This window comes from Pseudomonas sp. 8BK (genome assembly GCF_902506475.1).
Taxonomy (GTDB): Bacteria; Pseudomonadota; Gammaproteobacteria; order Pseudomonadales; family Pseudomonadaceae; genus Aquipseudomonas; species Aquipseudomonas anguilliseptica.
In genome coordinates this window covers 785,485-801,178 of the sequence record NZ_LR733252.1, presented here as the reverse complement: position 1 = coordinate 801,178, position 15,694 = coordinate 785,485, and the positions used below count along the sequence as shown (strand labels likewise).

At 61.5% G+C, this 15,694-nt stretch carries 15 protein-coding genes and 4 tRNA genes; 13 read left to right on the top strand and 6 right to left on the bottom strand.

Annotated features, from left to right (window positions below; genetic code table 11):
* Window positions 1-209: 209 nt before the first annotated feature.
* The 7 genes from ACIN8IBEIGE_RS03580 to rtcA all read left to right on the top strand — a co-directional run bounded on the left by ACIN8IBEIGE_RS03580 (window position 210) and on the right by rtcA (window position 5,376).
* A tRNA-OTHER gene (locus tag ACIN8IBEIGE_RS03580) sits at window positions 210-282 on the top strand.
* Window positions 282-351: transfer RNA gene (locus ACIN8IBEIGE_RS03575), tRNA-OTHER, on the top strand. Before ACIN8IBEIGE_RS03580 ends, ACIN8IBEIGE_RS03575 begins: the two co-directional genes overlap by 1 nt.
* Before the next feature lie 259 nt (window positions 352-610).
* Window positions 611-1,756: a slipin family protein gene (locus tag ACIN8IBEIGE_RS03570; protein WP_160013452.1), complete on the top strand. Its 1,146-nt coding sequence runs from the start codon at window positions 611-613 to the stop codon at window positions 1,754-1,756.
* A 61-nt stretch (window positions 1,757-1,817) separates the two neighbouring features.
* Window positions 1,818-2,180, top strand: a complete 363-nt coding sequence (locus ACIN8IBEIGE_RS03565; RefSeq protein ID WP_160013451.1) for a zinc-ribbon domain-containing protein — start codon at window positions 1,818-1,820, stop codon at window positions 2,178-2,180.
* A 48-nt stretch (window positions 2,181-2,228) separates the two neighbouring features.
* Window positions 2,229-3,455: an RtcB family protein gene (locus ACIN8IBEIGE_RS03560; protein ID WP_160013450.1), complete on the top strand. Its 1,227-nt coding sequence runs from the start codon at window positions 2,229-2,231 to the stop codon at window positions 3,453-3,455.
* A 38-nt stretch (window positions 3,456-3,493) separates the two neighbouring features.
* The gene (locus ACIN8IBEIGE_RS03555) at window positions 3,494-4,294 is read left to right on the top strand and encodes a nucleotidyltransferase domain-containing protein (RefSeq protein WP_160013449.1); all 801 of its coding nucleotides are present in this window, start codon (window positions 3,494-3,496) and stop codon (window positions 4,292-4,294) included.
* A 44-nt stretch (window positions 4,295-4,338) separates the two neighbouring features.
* Window positions 4,339-5,376 carry an RNA 3'-terminal phosphate cyclase gene (gene rtcA, locus ACIN8IBEIGE_RS03550; RefSeq protein ID WP_160013448.1) on the top strand — a complete coding sequence of 346 codons (1,038 nt, stop codon included), beginning with the start codon at window positions 4,339-4,341 and terminating at the stop codon, window positions 5,374-5,376.
* A gap of 51 nt (window positions 5,377-5,427) precedes the next feature.
* On the opposite strand, the gene ACIN8IBEIGE_RS03545 is transcribed toward rtcA, so the two are convergent.
* From ACIN8IBEIGE_RS03545 to hemA, 6 genes are all read right to left on the bottom strand, one after another.
* Window positions 5,428-5,943 (bottom strand): acyloxyacyl hydrolase, encoded by a 516-nt coding sequence (locus ACIN8IBEIGE_RS03545; protein ID WP_160013447.1) that lies wholly within the window; start codon window positions 5,941-5,943, stop codon window positions 5,428-5,430.
* Between the two features lie 89 nt (window positions 5,944-6,032).
* A complete protein-coding gene (gene murI, locus ACIN8IBEIGE_RS03540) occupies window positions 6,033-6,830 on the bottom strand; it encodes a glutamate racemase (protein ID WP_256665026.1) in 798 nt (265 codons plus the stop codon).
* Window positions 6,823-7,581 carry a molybdopterin-synthase adenylyltransferase MoeB gene (locus ACIN8IBEIGE_RS03535; protein WP_160016295.1) on the bottom strand — a complete coding sequence of 253 codons (759 nt, stop codon included), beginning with the start codon at window positions 7,579-7,581 and terminating at the stop codon, window positions 6,823-6,825. Before ACIN8IBEIGE_RS03535 ends, murI begins: the two co-directional genes overlap by 8 nt.
* A gap of 19 nt (window positions 7,582-7,600) precedes the next feature.
* Entirely contained in the window at window positions 7,601-8,434 is an 834-nt protein-coding gene (gene prmC, locus ACIN8IBEIGE_RS03530) for a peptide chain release factor N(5)-glutamine methyltransferase (protein WP_160013445.1), read from the bottom strand.
* Window positions 8,435-8,567: 133 nt separating this feature from the next.
* Entirely contained in the window at window positions 8,568-9,650 is a 1,083-nt protein-coding gene (prfA, locus tag ACIN8IBEIGE_RS03525; protein WP_160013444.1) for a peptide chain release factor 1, read from the bottom strand.
* 9 nt (window positions 9,651-9,659) lie between these two features.
* Window positions 9,660-10,955, bottom strand: coding sequence for a glutamyl-tRNA reductase (hemA, locus tag ACIN8IBEIGE_RS03520; protein ID WP_160013443.1), 1,296 nt, complete (start codon window positions 10,953-10,955; stop codon window positions 9,660-9,662).
* A 183-nt stretch (window positions 10,956-11,138) separates the two neighbouring features.
* Here hemA and ACIN8IBEIGE_RS03515 point away from each other — a divergent pair, with 183 nt between their 5' ends.
* The 6 genes from ACIN8IBEIGE_RS03515 (at window position 11,139) to ACIN8IBEIGE_RS03490 (ending at window position 15,590) form a co-directional block, all read left to right on the top strand.
* Complete coding sequence (locus ACIN8IBEIGE_RS03515; protein WP_160013442.1) at window positions 11,139-12,869, top strand: tetratricopeptide repeat protein; 1,731 nt, start codon at window positions 11,139-11,141, stop codon at window positions 12,867-12,869.
* Complete coding sequence (gene lolB / locus ACIN8IBEIGE_RS03510; protein WP_160013441.1) at window positions 12,869-13,486, top strand: lipoprotein insertase outer membrane protein LolB; 618 nt, start codon at window positions 12,869-12,871, stop codon at window positions 13,484-13,486. Before ACIN8IBEIGE_RS03515 ends, lolB begins: the two co-directional genes overlap by 1 nt.
* On the top strand, window positions 13,483-14,358 hold the full coding sequence (gene ispE, locus ACIN8IBEIGE_RS03505) for a 4-(cytidine 5'-diphospho)-2-C-methyl-D-erythritol kinase (RefSeq protein WP_160013440.1): 876 nt from the start codon (window positions 13,483-13,485) through the stop codon (window positions 14,356-14,358). The genes lolB and ispE overlap by 4 nt, the downstream gene beginning before the upstream one ends.
* A 43-nt stretch (window positions 14,359-14,401) precedes the next feature.
* Window positions 14,402-14,476, top strand: a tRNA-Gln gene (locus ACIN8IBEIGE_RS03500).
* Between the two features lie 52 nt (window positions 14,477-14,528).
* Window positions 14,529-14,603: transfer RNA gene (locus ACIN8IBEIGE_RS03495), tRNA-Gln, on the top strand.
* A 45-nt stretch (window positions 14,604-14,648) separates the two neighbouring features.
* Window positions 14,649-15,590 carry a ribose-phosphate pyrophosphokinase gene (locus ACIN8IBEIGE_RS03490; protein WP_090251437.1) on the top strand — a complete coding sequence of 314 codons (942 nt, stop codon included), beginning with the start codon at window positions 14,649-14,651 and terminating at the stop codon, window positions 15,588-15,590.
* Window positions 15,591-15,694: the final 104 nt, after the last annotated feature.

The window sequence follows — 15,694 nt, the reverse complement described above, 5'->3', positions numbered from 1 at the left end:
TCCAGCTCAACAATTAAAATATTTCCCTTATAAATTAATAACTTATAAAAATATTTCGTCAGCCTGAATATTCTGGCACGCCCCTCGCTATATCCCTCTCGACCACAGCGCCAGGCAGGCCAACGGGTCGGGAGTCATATCCCGCCGGTGCAGGGATCCACCTTCGGGTTCGGATGCCCCGTATGCCGCCACCGCAACGCTCGGTCACTGGCTCGGTAGCTCAGTCGGATAGAGCAATCCTCCTCGGAGGATCGGTCGCAGGTTCGAGTCCTGCCCGAGCCATTTCGATAGCTCAGTCGGATAGAGCGGTCTTCTTCGGAAGACTTGTCGCGGGTTCGATTCCCGCTCGAAAAATGCCCTCTCACGGCAGCTACACCGCAGCACCGCAGTAACCGTTGGCGTGGCAGAGACGTTTCGCTGCCGCCGCCGATCCGCCCGGCCTCGTGCTCGAGCGGCGGGCAGAGTCAGCGTCGGGCCAAGGCAGGCCTTACGACCAGGACGGTCGCGACCCACGCTCACCCCGCCACCCCAGTACGGACGCCCGGCGGATCGGCGAACGCCAACACCAATAAGCAGATACCGATAAGAAATAACGAAAAAGGAATTAACGATGAACATGTTCAAACGCTTAGTGGTGAAAAAGAACGAGCGCGCAATGCTGTACGCCGAAGGCGATTTCCAGACCATTCTGGAGCCCGGCCTGTACCGCCGTTTCGATCCGCGCAACCGCCTGAGCGTTGAAGTGTTCAGCCTGAACTGCCCGCGCTTTGAACACCGCCTGACCGGTTACCTGCGCAAAGAGCAGCCGGCACTGATCGAGCGCCACTTCGAGCGTTTCGATACCGCCGAGCACGAGGCAGGCCTGCGCTACGAGGACGGCATGCTGGTAGAAATATTGCCGCCCGGTAGCCGTCGCCTGTACTGGAAGGGCCAGAACGAACAACGCCTGGAGCGCATCGATCTGAGCCAGGAGTACCGCTTGAACGCCGCACTGGTCGCCCTGCTCACCCAACCCGGCCTGCGCAGCCAAGCCTTGCAAGGCCTGGACGCAGTGTTGCTGACCCAGGTTCCGGCGTTTCAGGTCGGCGTACTCAAGGTCAATGGCGAAGTGATCGAACTGTTGCCGGCCGGCCACTACGGCTTCTGGCGCTTCAACCGGCAGATCAACGTCGAGTTGGTGGATATACGGATTCAGGCCCTAGAAGTCAGCGGTCAGGAAATCCTCACCCGCGACAAGATCAGCCTGCGCCTGAACCTCGCGGCCAACTGGCACTACAGCGACGTGTTGCTGGCCCATTCGCGCCTGGCCACACCCCAGGAGCACCTGTATCGCGAGCTGCAATTCGGCCTGCGCGCAGCGGTGGGCACCCGCACCCTGGACGAACTGCTGGAGAACAAGCAGTTGATCGACGAGGCAGTGAGCAGCCACCTCGCCGCCAAGCTGCCCGGATGCGGTCTGGAGGTCAGCAGCCTGGGCGTGCGCGACATCATCCTGCCCGGCGAGATGAAAGCCTTGCTGGCCCAGGTGGTAGCAGCGGAGAAAGCGGCCCAGGCCAACGTGATCCGCCGCCGCGAGGAAACCTCGGCGACGCGCTCGCTGCTCAACACCGCCAAGGTGATGGAAGACAACCCGACGGCCCTGCGCCTGAAGGAGCTGGAAACCCTGGAGCGGGTGGCCGAGCGCATCGACCGGATTTCCGTGTTCGGTGGGCTGGATCAGGTGCTTAACGGCCTGGTGAGCCTGGCCCCGAAATAACAGCACCGCCGGCCTACCGAGGCAGGCGGCCTGCACAGAAGATGCAAGGATAGGCAGCATTATGAAAAGCGGAAAACAACGCCGCCGGGAAATCAAAACGGCTCGCCGGTTGCGGGCCACCAAGGCGCAGCAAGACCTGATCGAACATCTGCCGCTGGGCTTTAGCCCAACCGCAGCAATAGCGGTCAACCCAGCGTTGCTGGCGTCCTACAACAGCTACGGCGAGCCGTTATTTCTCGCCCATGGCTGGTATCAGGATCAGCCGTTTCGTTGCATCGACTGCGGTAAGGACGAAGTCTGGACCGCCGCACAGCAACGCTGGTGGTACGAAGTGGTACAAGGCTCGGTATACGCCCACGCGGTACGCTGCCGACCCTGCCGCCTGATCCGCCGCCTGGCTGGCCGCGCTCAGCCAACACGTTAAATGCGCACGGCCCTATAGCCGGCACTTATTGAATACAGAGACAAGACAATGAAAGACACAAGCTACCAACTTCTGGAAGTCGCGGGCGGCAAGCCGATCAAGCTCTGGACCCAGGGCGTGCCGGTGGAAACCGAGGCGCAGCAGCAGCTGATCAACACCGCCAAGCTGCCGTTTATCTTCAAACACCTGGCGGTGATGCCGGACGTGCACCTGGGTAAGGGGTCGACCATCGGCAGCGTGATCCCCACCCTTGGTGCGGTGATCCCCGCCGCAGTGGGCGTGGATATCGGCTGCGGAATGATGGCTGCGCGCACCTCGCTGACCGCCAGTGATCTGCCAGATAACCTCAGCGGACTGCGCGATGCCATCGAGCGCGCTGTGCCTCACGGCCGTACCAATACCCGCGCAGGCCGCGATAAAGGCGCCTGGGAAAACGTACCTACCGCCACCGATCAGGCCTGGGCGAACCTGGCCGGGCGCTTCAAGCTGATCACCGATAAACAGCCGCGACTGGAAAAAACCAACAACCGTAAACACCTGGGAACCCTGGGCACCGGCAACCACTTTATCGAGGTATGCCTGGACGAGGCGCAGCGCGTCTGGTTCATGTTGCACAGCGGTTCGCGCGGCGTGGGTAACGCCATCGGCAGCCTGTATATCGAACTGGCCAAGGCCGATATGCGCCAGCACATTGCCAACCTGCCGGATAAGGACCTGGCCTACTTCGAAGAAGGCAGCCAGCACTATCAGGACTATGTGGAGGCCGTGGGCTGGGCCCAAGACTTCGCCCGGCAGAACCGCGAACTGATGATGCAGGCAGTGATAGCCGCGGCGCGCCAGGTGATCGGCAAGCCGTTCGAGGCCAACCTGCAGGCGGTCAACTGCCACCACAACTATGTGCAGAAGGAGCGGCATTTCGGCGAAGACGTGCTGATCACCCGCAAGGGCGCGGTCTCGGCGCAAAAGGGCGAACTGGGCATCATCCCCGGTTCCATGGGCGCGAAGAGCTTTATCGTTCGCGGCCTGGGCAACCAGGAAGCGTTCAGCTCCTGCAGCCACGGCGCCGGCCGGGTGATGAGCCGTACCCAGGCGAAGAAACAGTTCAGCCTGGACGACCAGATCCGCGCCACCGCCCATGTGGAATGCCGCAAAGACCTCGACGTGATCGACGAGATCCCCATGGCCTACAAGGACATCGAAAAAGTCATGCACGCCCAGCGCGAGCTGGTGGAAGTGGTCCACACCCTGCGTCAGGTGGTGTGCGTTAAAGGATAAGGGGCCGGTCGCCCCGTTTGCTTAGAAGGAAACAACAGATGGACCTGCATCAACAGCGCCACCCGCTCTCGGCAGCAATGCGCGAGTGGGTGCTGCGCGAGCTGAAAGCAATAGAAGCGCAGCACAACGTCACCGTGCTCTACGCCTGCGAGTCGGGTAGCCGTGCCTGGGGCTTTGCCTCGCCGGACAGCGACTATGACGTGCGCTTCGTCTATGTGCAGCGCCAGACTTGGTACCTGCGCGTGGACGCGCCGCGCGATGTGATCGAGCGGCCGTTGAGCGACGAGCTGGATATAGGCGGTTGGGAGCTGCGTAAAACCCTGCAGTTGCTGCGCAAATCCAACCCCACGCTGCTGGAGTGGCTGGACTCGCCGCTGGTTTACCGCAGCGAGCCGGGCGCCGCCGAGCAGTTGCGCGAGCTGGCCGAGCAGTTCTACTGCCCGACCGCGGCGCGTCACCACTACCTGTCGATGGCCAAGAAGAACTTTCGCGGCTACCTGCAGGACGAGCAGGTGCGCTTCAAAAAGTACCTCTATGTGCTGCGCCCGCTACTGGCCGTACGCTGGATCGACCAAGGCCTGGGCCGGCCACCGATGACCTTCGCCGCGCTGCTCGACGCCACCGTGCGCGACCCTGCCCTGCTGGCGGAAATCGATGCTCTGCTGACGCTCAAGCGCCAGGTGGTGGAGTCGACCTATGGCCCGCGCCGTGAAGCGATCCATGGGTTTATCGAGCAGGCTTTGCAGCAAGCCGAAATGCAGCCGGCACTGCCCAAGGCGGGCGGCGACACGGCCGACCTTGACCGCTATCTGAGCGAGACGGTGCTGCGCTATTCGTAACCCGGGCGCGTGAATGCCCGCCCTGTCTAATTTGGATCAGAAGTATGCAAACGGAATTTTTGGAACTGGACGGCGCCATCGGTGGTGGCCAGGTACTGCGCAGCGCGCTAAGCCTGTCGATGGTAAGCGGGCGGCCGTTTCGCATCGTCAATATTCGCGCCCAGCGCAGTCGGCCGGGCTTGTTGCGTCAGCACCTGACCGCTGTGCTGGCGGCGGCCGAGGTCTGTGACGCGCAAATCGAAGGGGCGCAGTTGGGCTCAATGAGCCTGAGTTTTCGCCCTGGTGCAATCAAGGCCGGCGACTACAGCTTCAGCATCGGCACGGCCGGTAGCTGCACCCTGGTGCTGCAGACGCTGCTGCCGGCCTTGCTGCTCGCCCCCGAGAACAGCCGCCTGCGGATCAGCGGCGGCACTCATAACCCGGCCGCGCCGCCGAGCGATTTTCTCCAGCAGGCCTGGTTGCCGCTGCTGCGGCGCATGGGCGCACAGCTGGAATTGACCCTCCTGCGCCATGGCTTCGCACCGGCCGGCGGCGGGCAGTTGGAGCTGCATGTGCAACCCGGACAACTGCAGCCGCTGCATCTAGAAACGCGCGGCGCCGTGCTCGATCAACAAGCTCGCTGCCTGCTGGCCGGTGTGCCCGGCCATGTCGGCGCAAGGGAATTGGAACGCTTGGCCAAACGCCTGAAACTGCCGGAAGAGGCGCTGCATTTTGTCCACCTGCCGCAAGAGCACGGCCCGGGTAACGCATTGCTGCTGGAAGTACGCTGCGAACATGTCAGCGAGCTGTTCGCAGCCTTCGGTCAGCCGCGGCTACGCGCCGAGAACGTCGCCGATCAGGTGGCGAAACAGGCCCGCGATTGGCTAGGCAGCGATACGGCAGTAGCCGAGCACCTGGCCGATCAGTTGCTGCTGCCCATGGCCTTGGCCGGCGGCGGCAGCTTTACCACGCCGCGGCGCACCGCGCATTTGGACAGCAATATCCAGGTGATCGAATCCTTTATGCCGGTACGTATCCACTGTGAAACCCTCGGGCCGGAGCGAATACGAGTCAGTTTGCTGGCTGCCGCCCCAATCAACTGACAAACCAATAAAAAGCCGGGTAACAACCCGGCTTTTTAACAGCTCAAACCGCTAGAAACTCATGCGGTAATGCAGGCTATAGCTCTCAACCCCGTCGTTAGGCTGCTTAAGCCCGGCGTTGGAGTAATGCAGGGCGCGCAGGCCAACCTCCTGCCCAGCGAAACGCACACCAAAACCGATGCGGTCTTCGAACTGGAAAGACGAGCCCAGATCGTTGTCTTCCAGCTCGGTGCTGCTGAACGCGGCAATGCCGATCCCGGCTTCGATATAGGGTTTGAAGCGCTCGCCAGCAAACTCGTAAACAAACACCGGGCTCAGCGAAAGGCTGTGGTTGCTGGAGGCTTCATCCCCATCCCAGTAGGTGTACGCCGCATCCCAGTAACCGGTCAGGCGACCGACGTCACTGGCAAGCCAGCTCTGCTTGAAATCAAGCTGGGTGCCCAGACGGTAGGTCATGGTCGAGTCGCCCGTCTGGCCGACCGCCACACTTAGATCCATCGCCTGCACGGCACCCACCTGCCCCCAAGCCAAGGCCGCCAGCGCAGCCAAGGTCACGACTTTTCTCATGGTAATAATCCTTATCCACCCAAGTAGAAGTTTGCTGACACTGCCTGAGAGTATAAAAATCTTTAGCTGCAGAGAAAGCCGACTTACGGCTAAACAGTGCTGGGCAGACCGCTGACCAGCGCCGCTTCGCCCCAGAGCAACGGCAACACCCGCTGCATGGCTGCGGGATCGCCGCTCGACCAGAACTGCGCAGGCTGCGCCGGGCCGCTGGCCAGTAAATCATGGTAAGTCAGCAGGCGCTGAACCTGCCGCGCCACCGCGGCCCCAGTGTCGATCAGGCTGATCGAATCCGGCACCAGGCTGCGCAGCAGCGGCTTGATAAAGGGGTAATGGGTGCAACCGAGAATCAGCGTATCGCAGCCTTCAGCCAGTAGCGGCGCGACAAAGCCCTGCAGCAACTCGCGAGTGGCGGCGCTATCCAACTCACCGGCTTCAATACGCTCAACCAATCCCGGACAGGGCTGAGTAATCACCCGCACATCGCTGGCAAACCGGTCGAGTAGCGCGGCGAATTTGGCGCTTTTCAGCGTGCCAGTGGTGGCCAGCACACCCACCACGCCGGATTGCGTCGCAGCCGCCGCAGGCTTGACCGCCGGCTCCATGCCCACCAAGGGCAGCTGCGGGTACAACTCACGCAACTCGGCCACCCCCGCCACCGTGGCGGTGTTGCAGGCCAGCACCAGCGCTTTGGCGCCCTGGCTGAGGAGAAACTCGGCCAGCACCCGGCAACGCTCGCGGATAAATTCCGGGCTCTTTTCGCCGTAGGGCACATGACCACTGTCGGCCACATAGAGCAGCGACTCATTTGGCAGCAACGCGCGAATCTCGCCCAGCACCGACAAACCGCCGACGCCGGAATCGAATACGCCAATCGGCGCGTTACTCACCGCAGGCCACCCCACATACACTGCAGCCCGGATCACGTTTGGCCCGCAGTTCACGGAACCGGCTGCCGAGCGCATCGATCAACAGCAAGCGGCCAACCAAGGGTTCACCAAACTGTGCCAGCAGCTTCAAGGCTTCCAGCGCTTGCAGGCTGCCAACCAGCCCCACCAACGGCCCGACTACGCCGGCTTCGCTGCACGTCAGCTCGTCTTCGCTGCCGTGACCGTAGATGCAGTGATAGCACGGGCTGTCATCACGGCGAGGGTCGAATACCGACAGCTGGCCTTCCAGGCGGATCGCCGCGCCACTGACCAACGGCACCTTGGCCGCTACGCACGCGGCGTTGACCGCTTCGCGGGTGCCGAAGTTGTCCGAGCAATCCAGCACCAGGTCCACCGCTGCCACGGCGCTGGCCAGGGAGTCGCTGTCCAGGCCCTGGCGGTGTGCTTGCAGGCGCAGCTGTGGATTGATCGCCAGCAGACGCTGGCTCGCCGAATCGACCTTGCTCTGACCGATGCTGGACGTATCGTGAGCGATCTGTCGTTGCAGATTGGTCAGGTCGACCGTATCGAAGTCCGCCAGGTGCAACTCGCCCACCCCGGCAGCAGCCAGGTACAGCGCCACCGGCGAGCCCAGGCCACCGAGACCGATGATCAGCGCGCGGCTGTTTTTCAGGCGCAGCTGGCCGGCGATATCGATCTGTTGCAGCAGGATCTGCCGGCTGTAGCGCAGCAGCTCCTCGTCATTCAGCATGTCGTGCGGACTCATGGCATCACTCATTATCGAAGCGTCCCAGACTGATGCGCTCATGGCCGCCGAGGTCACGCCGGCTTTCTACCGCGCTAAAGCCGCGCGCGCTAAGCAGCTCGCGCACCACTGCCGCCTGATCGAAGCCGTGTTCCAGCAGCAACCAGCCGCCCACTTCAAGATAGTCCGGCGCCTGTTGGATGATCAGGCGGATATCATCAAGACCGTCCGCACCCGCCACCAGGGCACTGCTCGGCTCGAAGCGCACATCGCCTTCAGCAAGGTGACGGTCATCGGCAGCGATATAAGGCGGATTGCTGACGATTAGCTGAAAGCGCTGGCCAACCAGGGCACTAAACCAGTGGCTTTCAGCAAAATTGGCATTGCTCAGTTTAAGCCGTGCGCGATTGCGTTCGGCCAGGGCCACCGCCTCAGGCACACGGTCCACACCGGTCAGCAGCCAGGCTGGACGCTCGCTGGCCAACGCCAGGGCAATCGCGCCGGTTCCTGTACCCAGGTCCAGCAGCGCGGCAGGCGTGACCGGCAACAACGCCAGCACGGTCTCCACTAGCAATTCGGTATCCGGACGAGGAATCAGGGTATGCGCCGCGACCTCCAGCTCCAGGCTCCAGAAACCCTGCTGCCCGAGGATGTAGGCCACCGGCTCACCGGCCTGACGACGAACGAGCGCGGCCTGATAACGCTCAAGCTGCTCAGCCTCAAGTTCGCGCTCCGGCCAGGTGCGCAGATAGCTGCGCGACGTGCCCAGGGCATGGGCGAGCAATAGCTCAGCGTCCAGACGCGGGGTAGGCGAGTCGGGGAGTTCGGCAGCGTTGAGCAGAGAGTCGATGGTGGGCATATTTCTCTCGTAGGGTGGATCGGGGCGCGCAGCTCGCGCTTTATCGATCCACCGCAGACCTCTGGTGGATGAAAAAAGCGTCATCCACCCTACGTGGTACATGGCGTAGGGTGCGCCGTGCGCAGCGCAGGACTCAATCGCCCAGCGCGGCCAGCTGATCGGCCTGATATTCGACCAGCAGCGGCTCGATAATCGCCTCGACGCCGCCGGCAATCACCTCATTAAGCGAATACAGGGTCAGGTTGATGCGGTGATCGGTGACCCGCCCTTGCGGAAAGTTGTAGGTGCGGATGCGTTCGGAGCGGTCACCGGAACCCACCAGTAGTTTGCGTGAGTCGGAAATTTCCTTGTGCGCGGCGGCTTCCTGCTGGTCCTTGAGTTTCGCCGCGAGCCAGGCCATGGCCTTGGCGCGGTTCTTGTGCTGTGAACGCTCTTCCTGACATTCCACCACGGTGCCGGTGGGGATGTGGGTGATGCGGATCGCCGAGTCGGTGGTATTGACGTGCTGACCGCCCGCACCGGAACTGCGGTAGGTGTCCACGCGCAAATCGGCCGGATTGATGTCGATGGCCATTTGCTCATCCGGTTCAGGCAGCACCGCGACGGTACAGGCTGAGGTGTGAATACGGCCCTGGGATTCAGTTTCCGGCACGCGCTGCACGCGGTGCGCGCCGGATTCGAACTTGAGCTTGCCGTAGACGTTGTCGCCCTCGACCCGAGCAATTACTTCCTTATAACCGCCATGCTCGCCTTCGCTGGCCGACAGCACCTCGACGCGCCAGCCCTGCTTCTCGGCATAACGCGAGTACATGCGGAACAGGTCACCGGAGAAGATCGCCGCCTCGTCGCCACCGGTGCCGGCACGCACTTCGAGGAACACGTTACGACCGTCGTTGGGGTCTTTCGGCAACAGCATGCGCTGCAGCGTGGCTTCCAGTTCGATCAATTGCGCCTTGGCTTCGGCGACTTCTTCCTCGGCCATTTCACGCATGTCCGGGTCGCTGTCCTTGAGCAGCGCCTGCGCGCCTTCCAGATCCGCCTGCACTTTACGGAAGCTGCTAAACGCCTGATACACCGGCTCAAGCTCGGCGTATTCCTTGGAATAGGCGCGAAACTGCGTCTGGTTGCTGATTACCTCAGCATCACCGAGCAGCGCAGTCAGCTCTTCGAAACGATCCTGCAACAGGTCGAGTTTATTGATCAGTGACGCTTTCATTGCAGACCTTTATTGGTTGACCGAGCCGCTATGGGTCGAAGCAGGCGGCGCGCCCTCGTCGAGGGCAAACAGCTCCTGAGCCACGCCCAGCGCATCGACGCGGCCGTCAGCAGAGAATTTTTTCAGCTGCACGCTGGGCGCATGCAGCAGCTTGTTGGTCAGGCCGCGGGCCAGCAACGCCAGCACATCCTCAGCCGAACTGCCGTTGTTGAGCAGACGCAGAGCCTTGCTCAGCTCCTCGTCACGCAAGCGCTCGGCTTGCTGACGGTAGGCCTTGAGCACATCCACCGCCGCCAGCTCGCGCAGGCGCTGCATAAAGTCGCGGGCACCGACGCTGACCAGCTCTTCGGCGGCCTGGGCCGCGCCTTGACGGCTTTTGAGGTTCTCCGCGATCACCTCATGCAGGTCATCCACGGTGTAGAGGTAGACGTCATCCAGCTCGCCGACTTCCGGCTCGATATCGCGCGGCACGGCGATGTCGACCATAAAGATCGGCTTGTGCTTGCGCTGCTTCAGCGCCCGCTCGACCGCGCCCTTGCCGAGAATCGGCAGCTGGCTGGCAGTGGAGCTGATCACGATATCGCTGTTGACCAATTCATCAGGGATTTCCGACAGCAGCACGGCATGCGCGCCGAACTGCTCGGCCAGGCTGCTGGCGCGCTCCAGTGTACGATTGGCGACGACAATACGTTTGATGCCCTGATCATGCAGGTGACGTGCGACCAGGCTGATGGTCTCGCCGGCACCGATCAGCAGCGCCTGACTGCGGTGCAAGTCGGCGAAAATCTGCTTGGCCAGGCTGACGGCGGCAAAAGCCACGGATACCGGGTTCTCGCCAATCGCGGTATCGGTGCGCACGGTCTTGGCAGTGCTGAAAGTGGCCTGAAACAGCCGCCCGAGCAGCGGGCCAAGGGTGCCGGCCTCACGGGCGACGGCAAACGCCGACTTCATCTGGCCGAGAATCTGCGGCTCGCCCAGCACCATGGAGTCCAGCCCCGAGGCCACGCGCATCATATGGCGCACGGCGTCGTCGTCGGCATGGATATAGGCGCAGGCACGCAGTTCTTCGAGGCTCAAGCGATGGTAGTCGGCCAGCCAGGCCAGCACTTCGTCGGCGCTCAACTGGTCCTGCTCGAGGTACAGCTCACTGCGGTTGCAGGTCGAAAGAATCGCCGCCTCCCGGCTGCTGGTGCGCTGACACAGCTGCTGCAATGCCTCAACCAACTGCTCAGGAGTGAAAGCCACGCGTTCGCGGACGTCCACCGAGGCGGTCTTGTGGTTGATACCGAGGGCAATAAAGGCCATGCACGTCGCTGACAGGGAGTGGAAGCCGGCAATTGTCCTACTTCGGCAAAGCGAGAACAACCACTGCGGCCTATTGTCCCAATAGCCAGGTTCATCTCTTAATCCGCATCATTGCAGCCCATGGGCTTGCCCCAACGCTTGTGTCATGATGCCCAAACCGCAGGTTGGCCACATACTCTTCCTATGAATAGATCCTTCGCGTTGCTGACTGCCGCTGCCTTTTTAAGCGGCTGCCAGACTTTTGCCCCCTCTGCCCCGGATGGCACGCCACCGGTGGAGGATCCCGCTGTTGTCGCCCCAGAAACCCAGCCGCAGGTTTACCGCAATTTCAGCCAGGAAACCCTGCTGTCGCTGCTGATCGCGGAACTGGCGGGCCAACGCAACCGCTTCGACATTGCCCTGGAAAACTATGTAGAACAGGCCAATGCCACCCAGGATGCTGGCGTCGCCGAGCGCGGTTTTCGTATAGCCGAGTACCTCGGCGCCGAGCAGCCTGCACTGGAAACCAGCCTGCTGTGGGCCAAGACCGCCCCCGAAAATATCGACGCGCAGCGCGCCGCTGCCGTGCAGCTGGCCCGCGCCGGCCGCTATGACGAATCCATGACCTTTATGGAGCAGGTACTGCAGCGTCAGGGCGATACGCATTTCGACTTCCTCGCCCTATCCGCTGCTGAAACCGACCCGGATACTCGCGCCGGCCTGCTGCAAAGCTTCAACCGCTTGCAATCGAAATACCCGGACAACAGCCAGCTGCAATTTGGCAAAGCCCTGTTGCTGCAACAGGATGGCCAACAGCAGAAAGCCCTGGAGCTGCTGGAGCAACAACCCAGCAAAGATCGCCCCATCGCCTCAATCCTGCTGCATGCCCGCCTGCTGCAAAGCCTTGAGCGCAACGACGACGCTCTGCCACTGCTGGAAAAAGGCATTGAGCAGCACCCGGACGACAAGCGCCTGCGCCTGACCTACGCGCGCCTGCTGGTGGCCGAAGACCGCCTGGATGAAGCCAAGGGTGAGTTTGCCTCGCTGTTGCAGCAACACCCCAGCGACGACGACCTGCGCTTCTCCCTGGCGCTGGTCTGCCTGGAAGCCAAAGCCTGGAAGGAGGCGATTGTCTACCTGGAAGAACTGGTCGAGCGTGGCAGCCACAGCGAAGCGGCGCACTACAACCTGGCCCGCGCCTACGAAGAACTGGATGACATCCCCAGCGCACTGATCGAATACGCCTTGGTTGGCCCCGGCAATGACTACCTGCCCGCCCAGGCCCGCCAGAGCGATCTGCTGTTTAAGGCGCAACGTGCTGATGAAGCCTCCGAGCGCCTGCGCCAGGCCCGCGAAAGCCAGCCTGACTACGCCATCCAGCTTTACCTGATCGAAGCCGAGGCCTGGTCTAAGCAACAGGACACTGAGCGCGCCTGGCAGCTGATCCAGCAGGCCCTGGAACAGTTCCCGGAAGACCTCAACCTGCTCTACACCCGCGCCATGCTCGCGGAAAAACGCGACAACCTTGCCCTGCTGGAGCAGGACCTGCGCTTTATTCTCGAGCGCGAGCCAGACAACGCCATGGCCCTCAACGCCCTGGGCTACACCCTGGCCGACCGCACCACACGTTATGCGGAGGCCAAACAGCTGATCGAGCAAGCGCACCAGCTCAACCCGGAAGACCCGGCGATTCTCGACAGCCTCGGCTGGGTAAATTACCGCCTGGGCAACCTGGATGAGGCTGAGCGCCTGCTGCGCCAAGCGTTGCAGGCATTTCCCGACCACGAAGTCGCCGCCCACTTGGGTGAAGTGCTGTGGGCACAAGGAAAACAGAAAGAAGCGCGCAAACTCTGGCGTGAAGCCCTGAAACAGCAACCCGACAGCACTATTCTGCGTAGCACCCTGCTGCGCCTGACCGGAGCAGAGACACTCTGATGCTTGCGCGCCACCTGATAGTTTTCAGCCTGATTACATTACTTGCAGGCTGCGCCGGCCTGACCTCCCGCGAAGCCCTTGAGGGCCAGGGCGATGCGCAAAGCTGGCAGACCCACAAGCAGCAGATCAGCCGCCTGGACGCCTGGCAGATCAACGGCAAAGTCGGCATCCGCGCACCGAAAGACTCCGGTAGTGGCACCCTGTTCTGGCTGCAACGCCAGGATTACTACGACATCCGCCTGTCCGGCCCACTGGGTCGCAGCGCTGCACGCTTGACCGGCCGCCCTGGCGCCATCCAGCTGGAGGTGGCCAATCAGGGCCGCTACCAGGCCGAATCGCCGGAACAACTACTGCAAGACCAGCTCGGACTGAACCTGCCGGTTTCGCACCTGCTCTGGTGGATTCGTGGCCTGCCCTCCCCCGACAGCAAAAGCCGCCTGAACCTCGACAGCCACAGCCACCTGGCGCAACTGAGCCAGGACGGCTGGCACGTCGAGTACCTGAGTTATGCCGAGCAGAATGGTTTTTGGCTACCAGAGCGCATCAAGCTCAGCGGTTTTGATCTGCAAGTCACCCTGGTGATCAAGGACTGGCAGCCACGCCAGCTCGGCCAATGAGCGCTCCTGCAATTCCCGCTGTTGCCGAATTGATTCTGCCGGCGCCGGCCAAGCTCAACCTGATGCTGCACATCCTCGGCCGCCGTGCCGACGGCTATCACGAGCTGCAAACGCTGTTTCAGTTTCTCGACTTCGGCGATGAGCTGGGCTTCGCCCTGCGCACCGACGGTGAGATTCACCTGCATACACCCATCGACGGCGTACCCCACGACAGCAATCTGATCGTGCGTGCTGCGCGTCTACTGCAACAGCACGCGAACTGCACACTGGGTGCCGACATCTGGCTGGACAAGCGCCTGCCCATGGGCGGCGGCATCGGTGGTGGCAGCTCAGATGCCGCCACCACCCTGCTCGGCCTCAACTACCTGTGGCAGCTGAATTGCAGCGAAGACCAACTGACCACTCTGGGCTTGAGCCTCGGGGCAGACGTGCCGGTATTCGTGCGCGGCCACGCGGCCTTTGCCGAAGGTGTGGGTGAAAAGTTGCAACCGGTCACCCTGAGCGAACCCTGGTTTCTTGTCGCGATTCCGCAAGTACTTGTCAGCACAGCGGAAATTTTCTCCGACCCCGAGTTGACACGGGATACGCCGCCCATTAAAGTTCGCAGCCTTCTTGAGGGGGGTGGTCGTAATGACTGCCAGCCGGTGGTCACGAAGCGTTATCCAGAAGTTCGTAACGCTTTGATCTTGTTGAACAAATTTGTTCCAACCAGATTAACCGGCACTGGAGCTTGTGTGTTTGGGAGCTTCCCAAACCAGGACGATGCTGATAAAGTCGCCCGCCAACTTCCAGCCACTTTGCCAAGTTTTATTGCCCAAGGCCGTAACATCTCGATGTTGCACCGCAAGCTAGAAACATTGGTCAGGAAGTGAATGTCCGCTTTTAGTAATTAAGAGCACAGAGTTGTACGGTAATAGGGGCGTCGCCAAGCGGTAAGGCACCAGGTTTTGATCCTGGCATGCGTTGGTTCGAATCCAGCCGCCCCTGCCATTTCCGCCCTGGAGCGGATACACAACTCAAAGCATTCGGTTACACAGAATACAGGGGCGTCGCCAAGCGGTAAGGCACCAGGTTTTGATCCTGGCATGCGTTGGTTCGAATCCAGCCGCCCCTGCCATTTCTGTACTCATCCAGGTATACCCCCAGCCGGCAGGTACTGCGCGTGTCCAAGATGATGGTTTTTACGGGGAACGCTAACCCCGATCTGGCGCGACGTATCGTACGTCAGCTGCACATTCCCCTCGGTGATGCTTCTGTCGGTAAGTTCTCCGACGGCGAGATCATGATTGAAATCAACGAAAACGTCCGCGGTAAAGACGTCTTCCTGATTCAACCGACGTGCGCGCCAACCAACGATAACCTGATGGAACTGGTAGTGATGGCCGATGCCTTCCGCCGCTCCTCAGCAACCCGAATTACTGCAGTTATCCCCTACTTCGGCTATGCCCGCCAGGATCGCCGCCCGCGCTCCGCTCGCGTGGCAATCAGTGCCAAAGTTGTGGCTGACATGCTCACCGTTGTAGGCATCGACCGGGTTTTGACCGTCGACCTGCACGCGGATCAGATCCAGGGCTTCTTCGATATCCCGGTAGATAACATCTACGGTTCCCCCGTACTGGTGGACGACATCGAAGATCAGCGCTTTGAGAACCTGATGATTGTCTCCCCGGACATTGGCGGCGTGGTGCGTGCTCGCGCTGTGGCCAAGTCCCTGGGTGTTGACCTGGCGATCATCGACAAGCGCCGCGAGAAAGCCAACCACTCTGAAGTGATGCATATCATCGGTGATGTTGAAGGCCGCACCTGTATCCTGGTCGACGACATGGTGGATACCGCCGGCACCCTGTGCCACGCCGCCAAAGCGCTGAAAGAACATGGCGCCTCGAAAGTCTTCGCCTACGCCACGCACGCTGTATTGTCTGGCCGCGCAATCGAAAACATTGAAAAATCCGTACTCGACGAGCTGGTGGTGACCAACACCATCCCGCTGTCCGCTGCGGCGCAATCCTGTTCGCGTATTCGCCAACTGGACATCGCCCCGGTAGTCGCTGAAGCGGTTCGCCGCATCAGCAATGAAGAATCGATCAGCGCGATGTTCCGTTAATTCGGCACACGCCCTGAGCGCAAACGCCCTGCCCTGATGGCATGGCTTTTCAACCAACCGTCCCGTCGCTGGTCGCAAGCGTAACGGACGGTTTGGTTATTTTG

Coding starts and splice junctions, on each gene's coding strand:
- ACIN8IBEIGE_RS03570 (WP_160013452.1), top strand. CDS start 611: ATGAACATGTTCAAACGCTTAGTGGTGAAAAAGAACGAGCGCGCAATG.
- ACIN8IBEIGE_RS03565 (WP_160013451.1), top strand. CDS start 1,818: ATGAAAAGCGGAAAACAACGCCGCCGGGAAATCAAAACGGCTCGCCGG.
- ACIN8IBEIGE_RS03560 (WP_160013450.1), top strand. CDS start 2,229: ATGAAAGACACAAGCTACCAACTTCTGGAAGTCGCGGGCGGCAAGCCG.
- ACIN8IBEIGE_RS03555 (WP_160013449.1), top strand. CDS start 3,494: ATGGACCTGCATCAACAGCGCCACCCGCTCTCGGCAGCAATGCGCGAG.
- rtcA (WP_160013448.1), top strand. CDS start 4,339: ATGCAAACGGAATTTTTGGAACTGGACGGCGCCATCGGTGGTGGCCAG.
- ACIN8IBEIGE_RS03545 (WP_160013447.1), bottom strand. CDS start 5,943: ATGAGAAAAGTCGTGACCTTGGCTGCGCTGGCGGCCTTGGCTTGGGGG.
- ACIN8IBEIGE_RS03535 (WP_160016295.1), bottom strand. CDS start 7,581: ATGCTGAATGACGAGGAGCTGCTGCGCTACAGCCGGCAGATCCTGCTG.
- prmC (WP_160013445.1), bottom strand. CDS start 8,434: ATGCCCACCATCGACTCTCTGCTCAACGCTGCCGAACTCCCCGACTCG.
- prfA (WP_160013444.1), bottom strand. CDS start 9,650: ATGAAAGCGTCACTGATCAATAAACTCGACCTGTTGCAGGATCGTTTC.
- hemA (WP_160013443.1), bottom strand. CDS start 10,955: ATGGCCTTTATTGCCCTCGGTATCAACCACAAGACCGCCTCGGTGGAC.
- ACIN8IBEIGE_RS03515 (WP_160013442.1), top strand. CDS start 11,139: ATGAATAGATCCTTCGCGTTGCTGACTGCCGCTGCCTTTTTAAGCGGC.
- lolB (WP_160013441.1), top strand. CDS start 12,869: ATGCTTGCGCGCCACCTGATAGTTTTCAGCCTGATTACATTACTTGCA.
- ispE (WP_160013440.1), top strand. CDS start 13,483: ATGAGCGCTCCTGCAATTCCCGCTGTTGCCGAATTGATTCTGCCGGCG.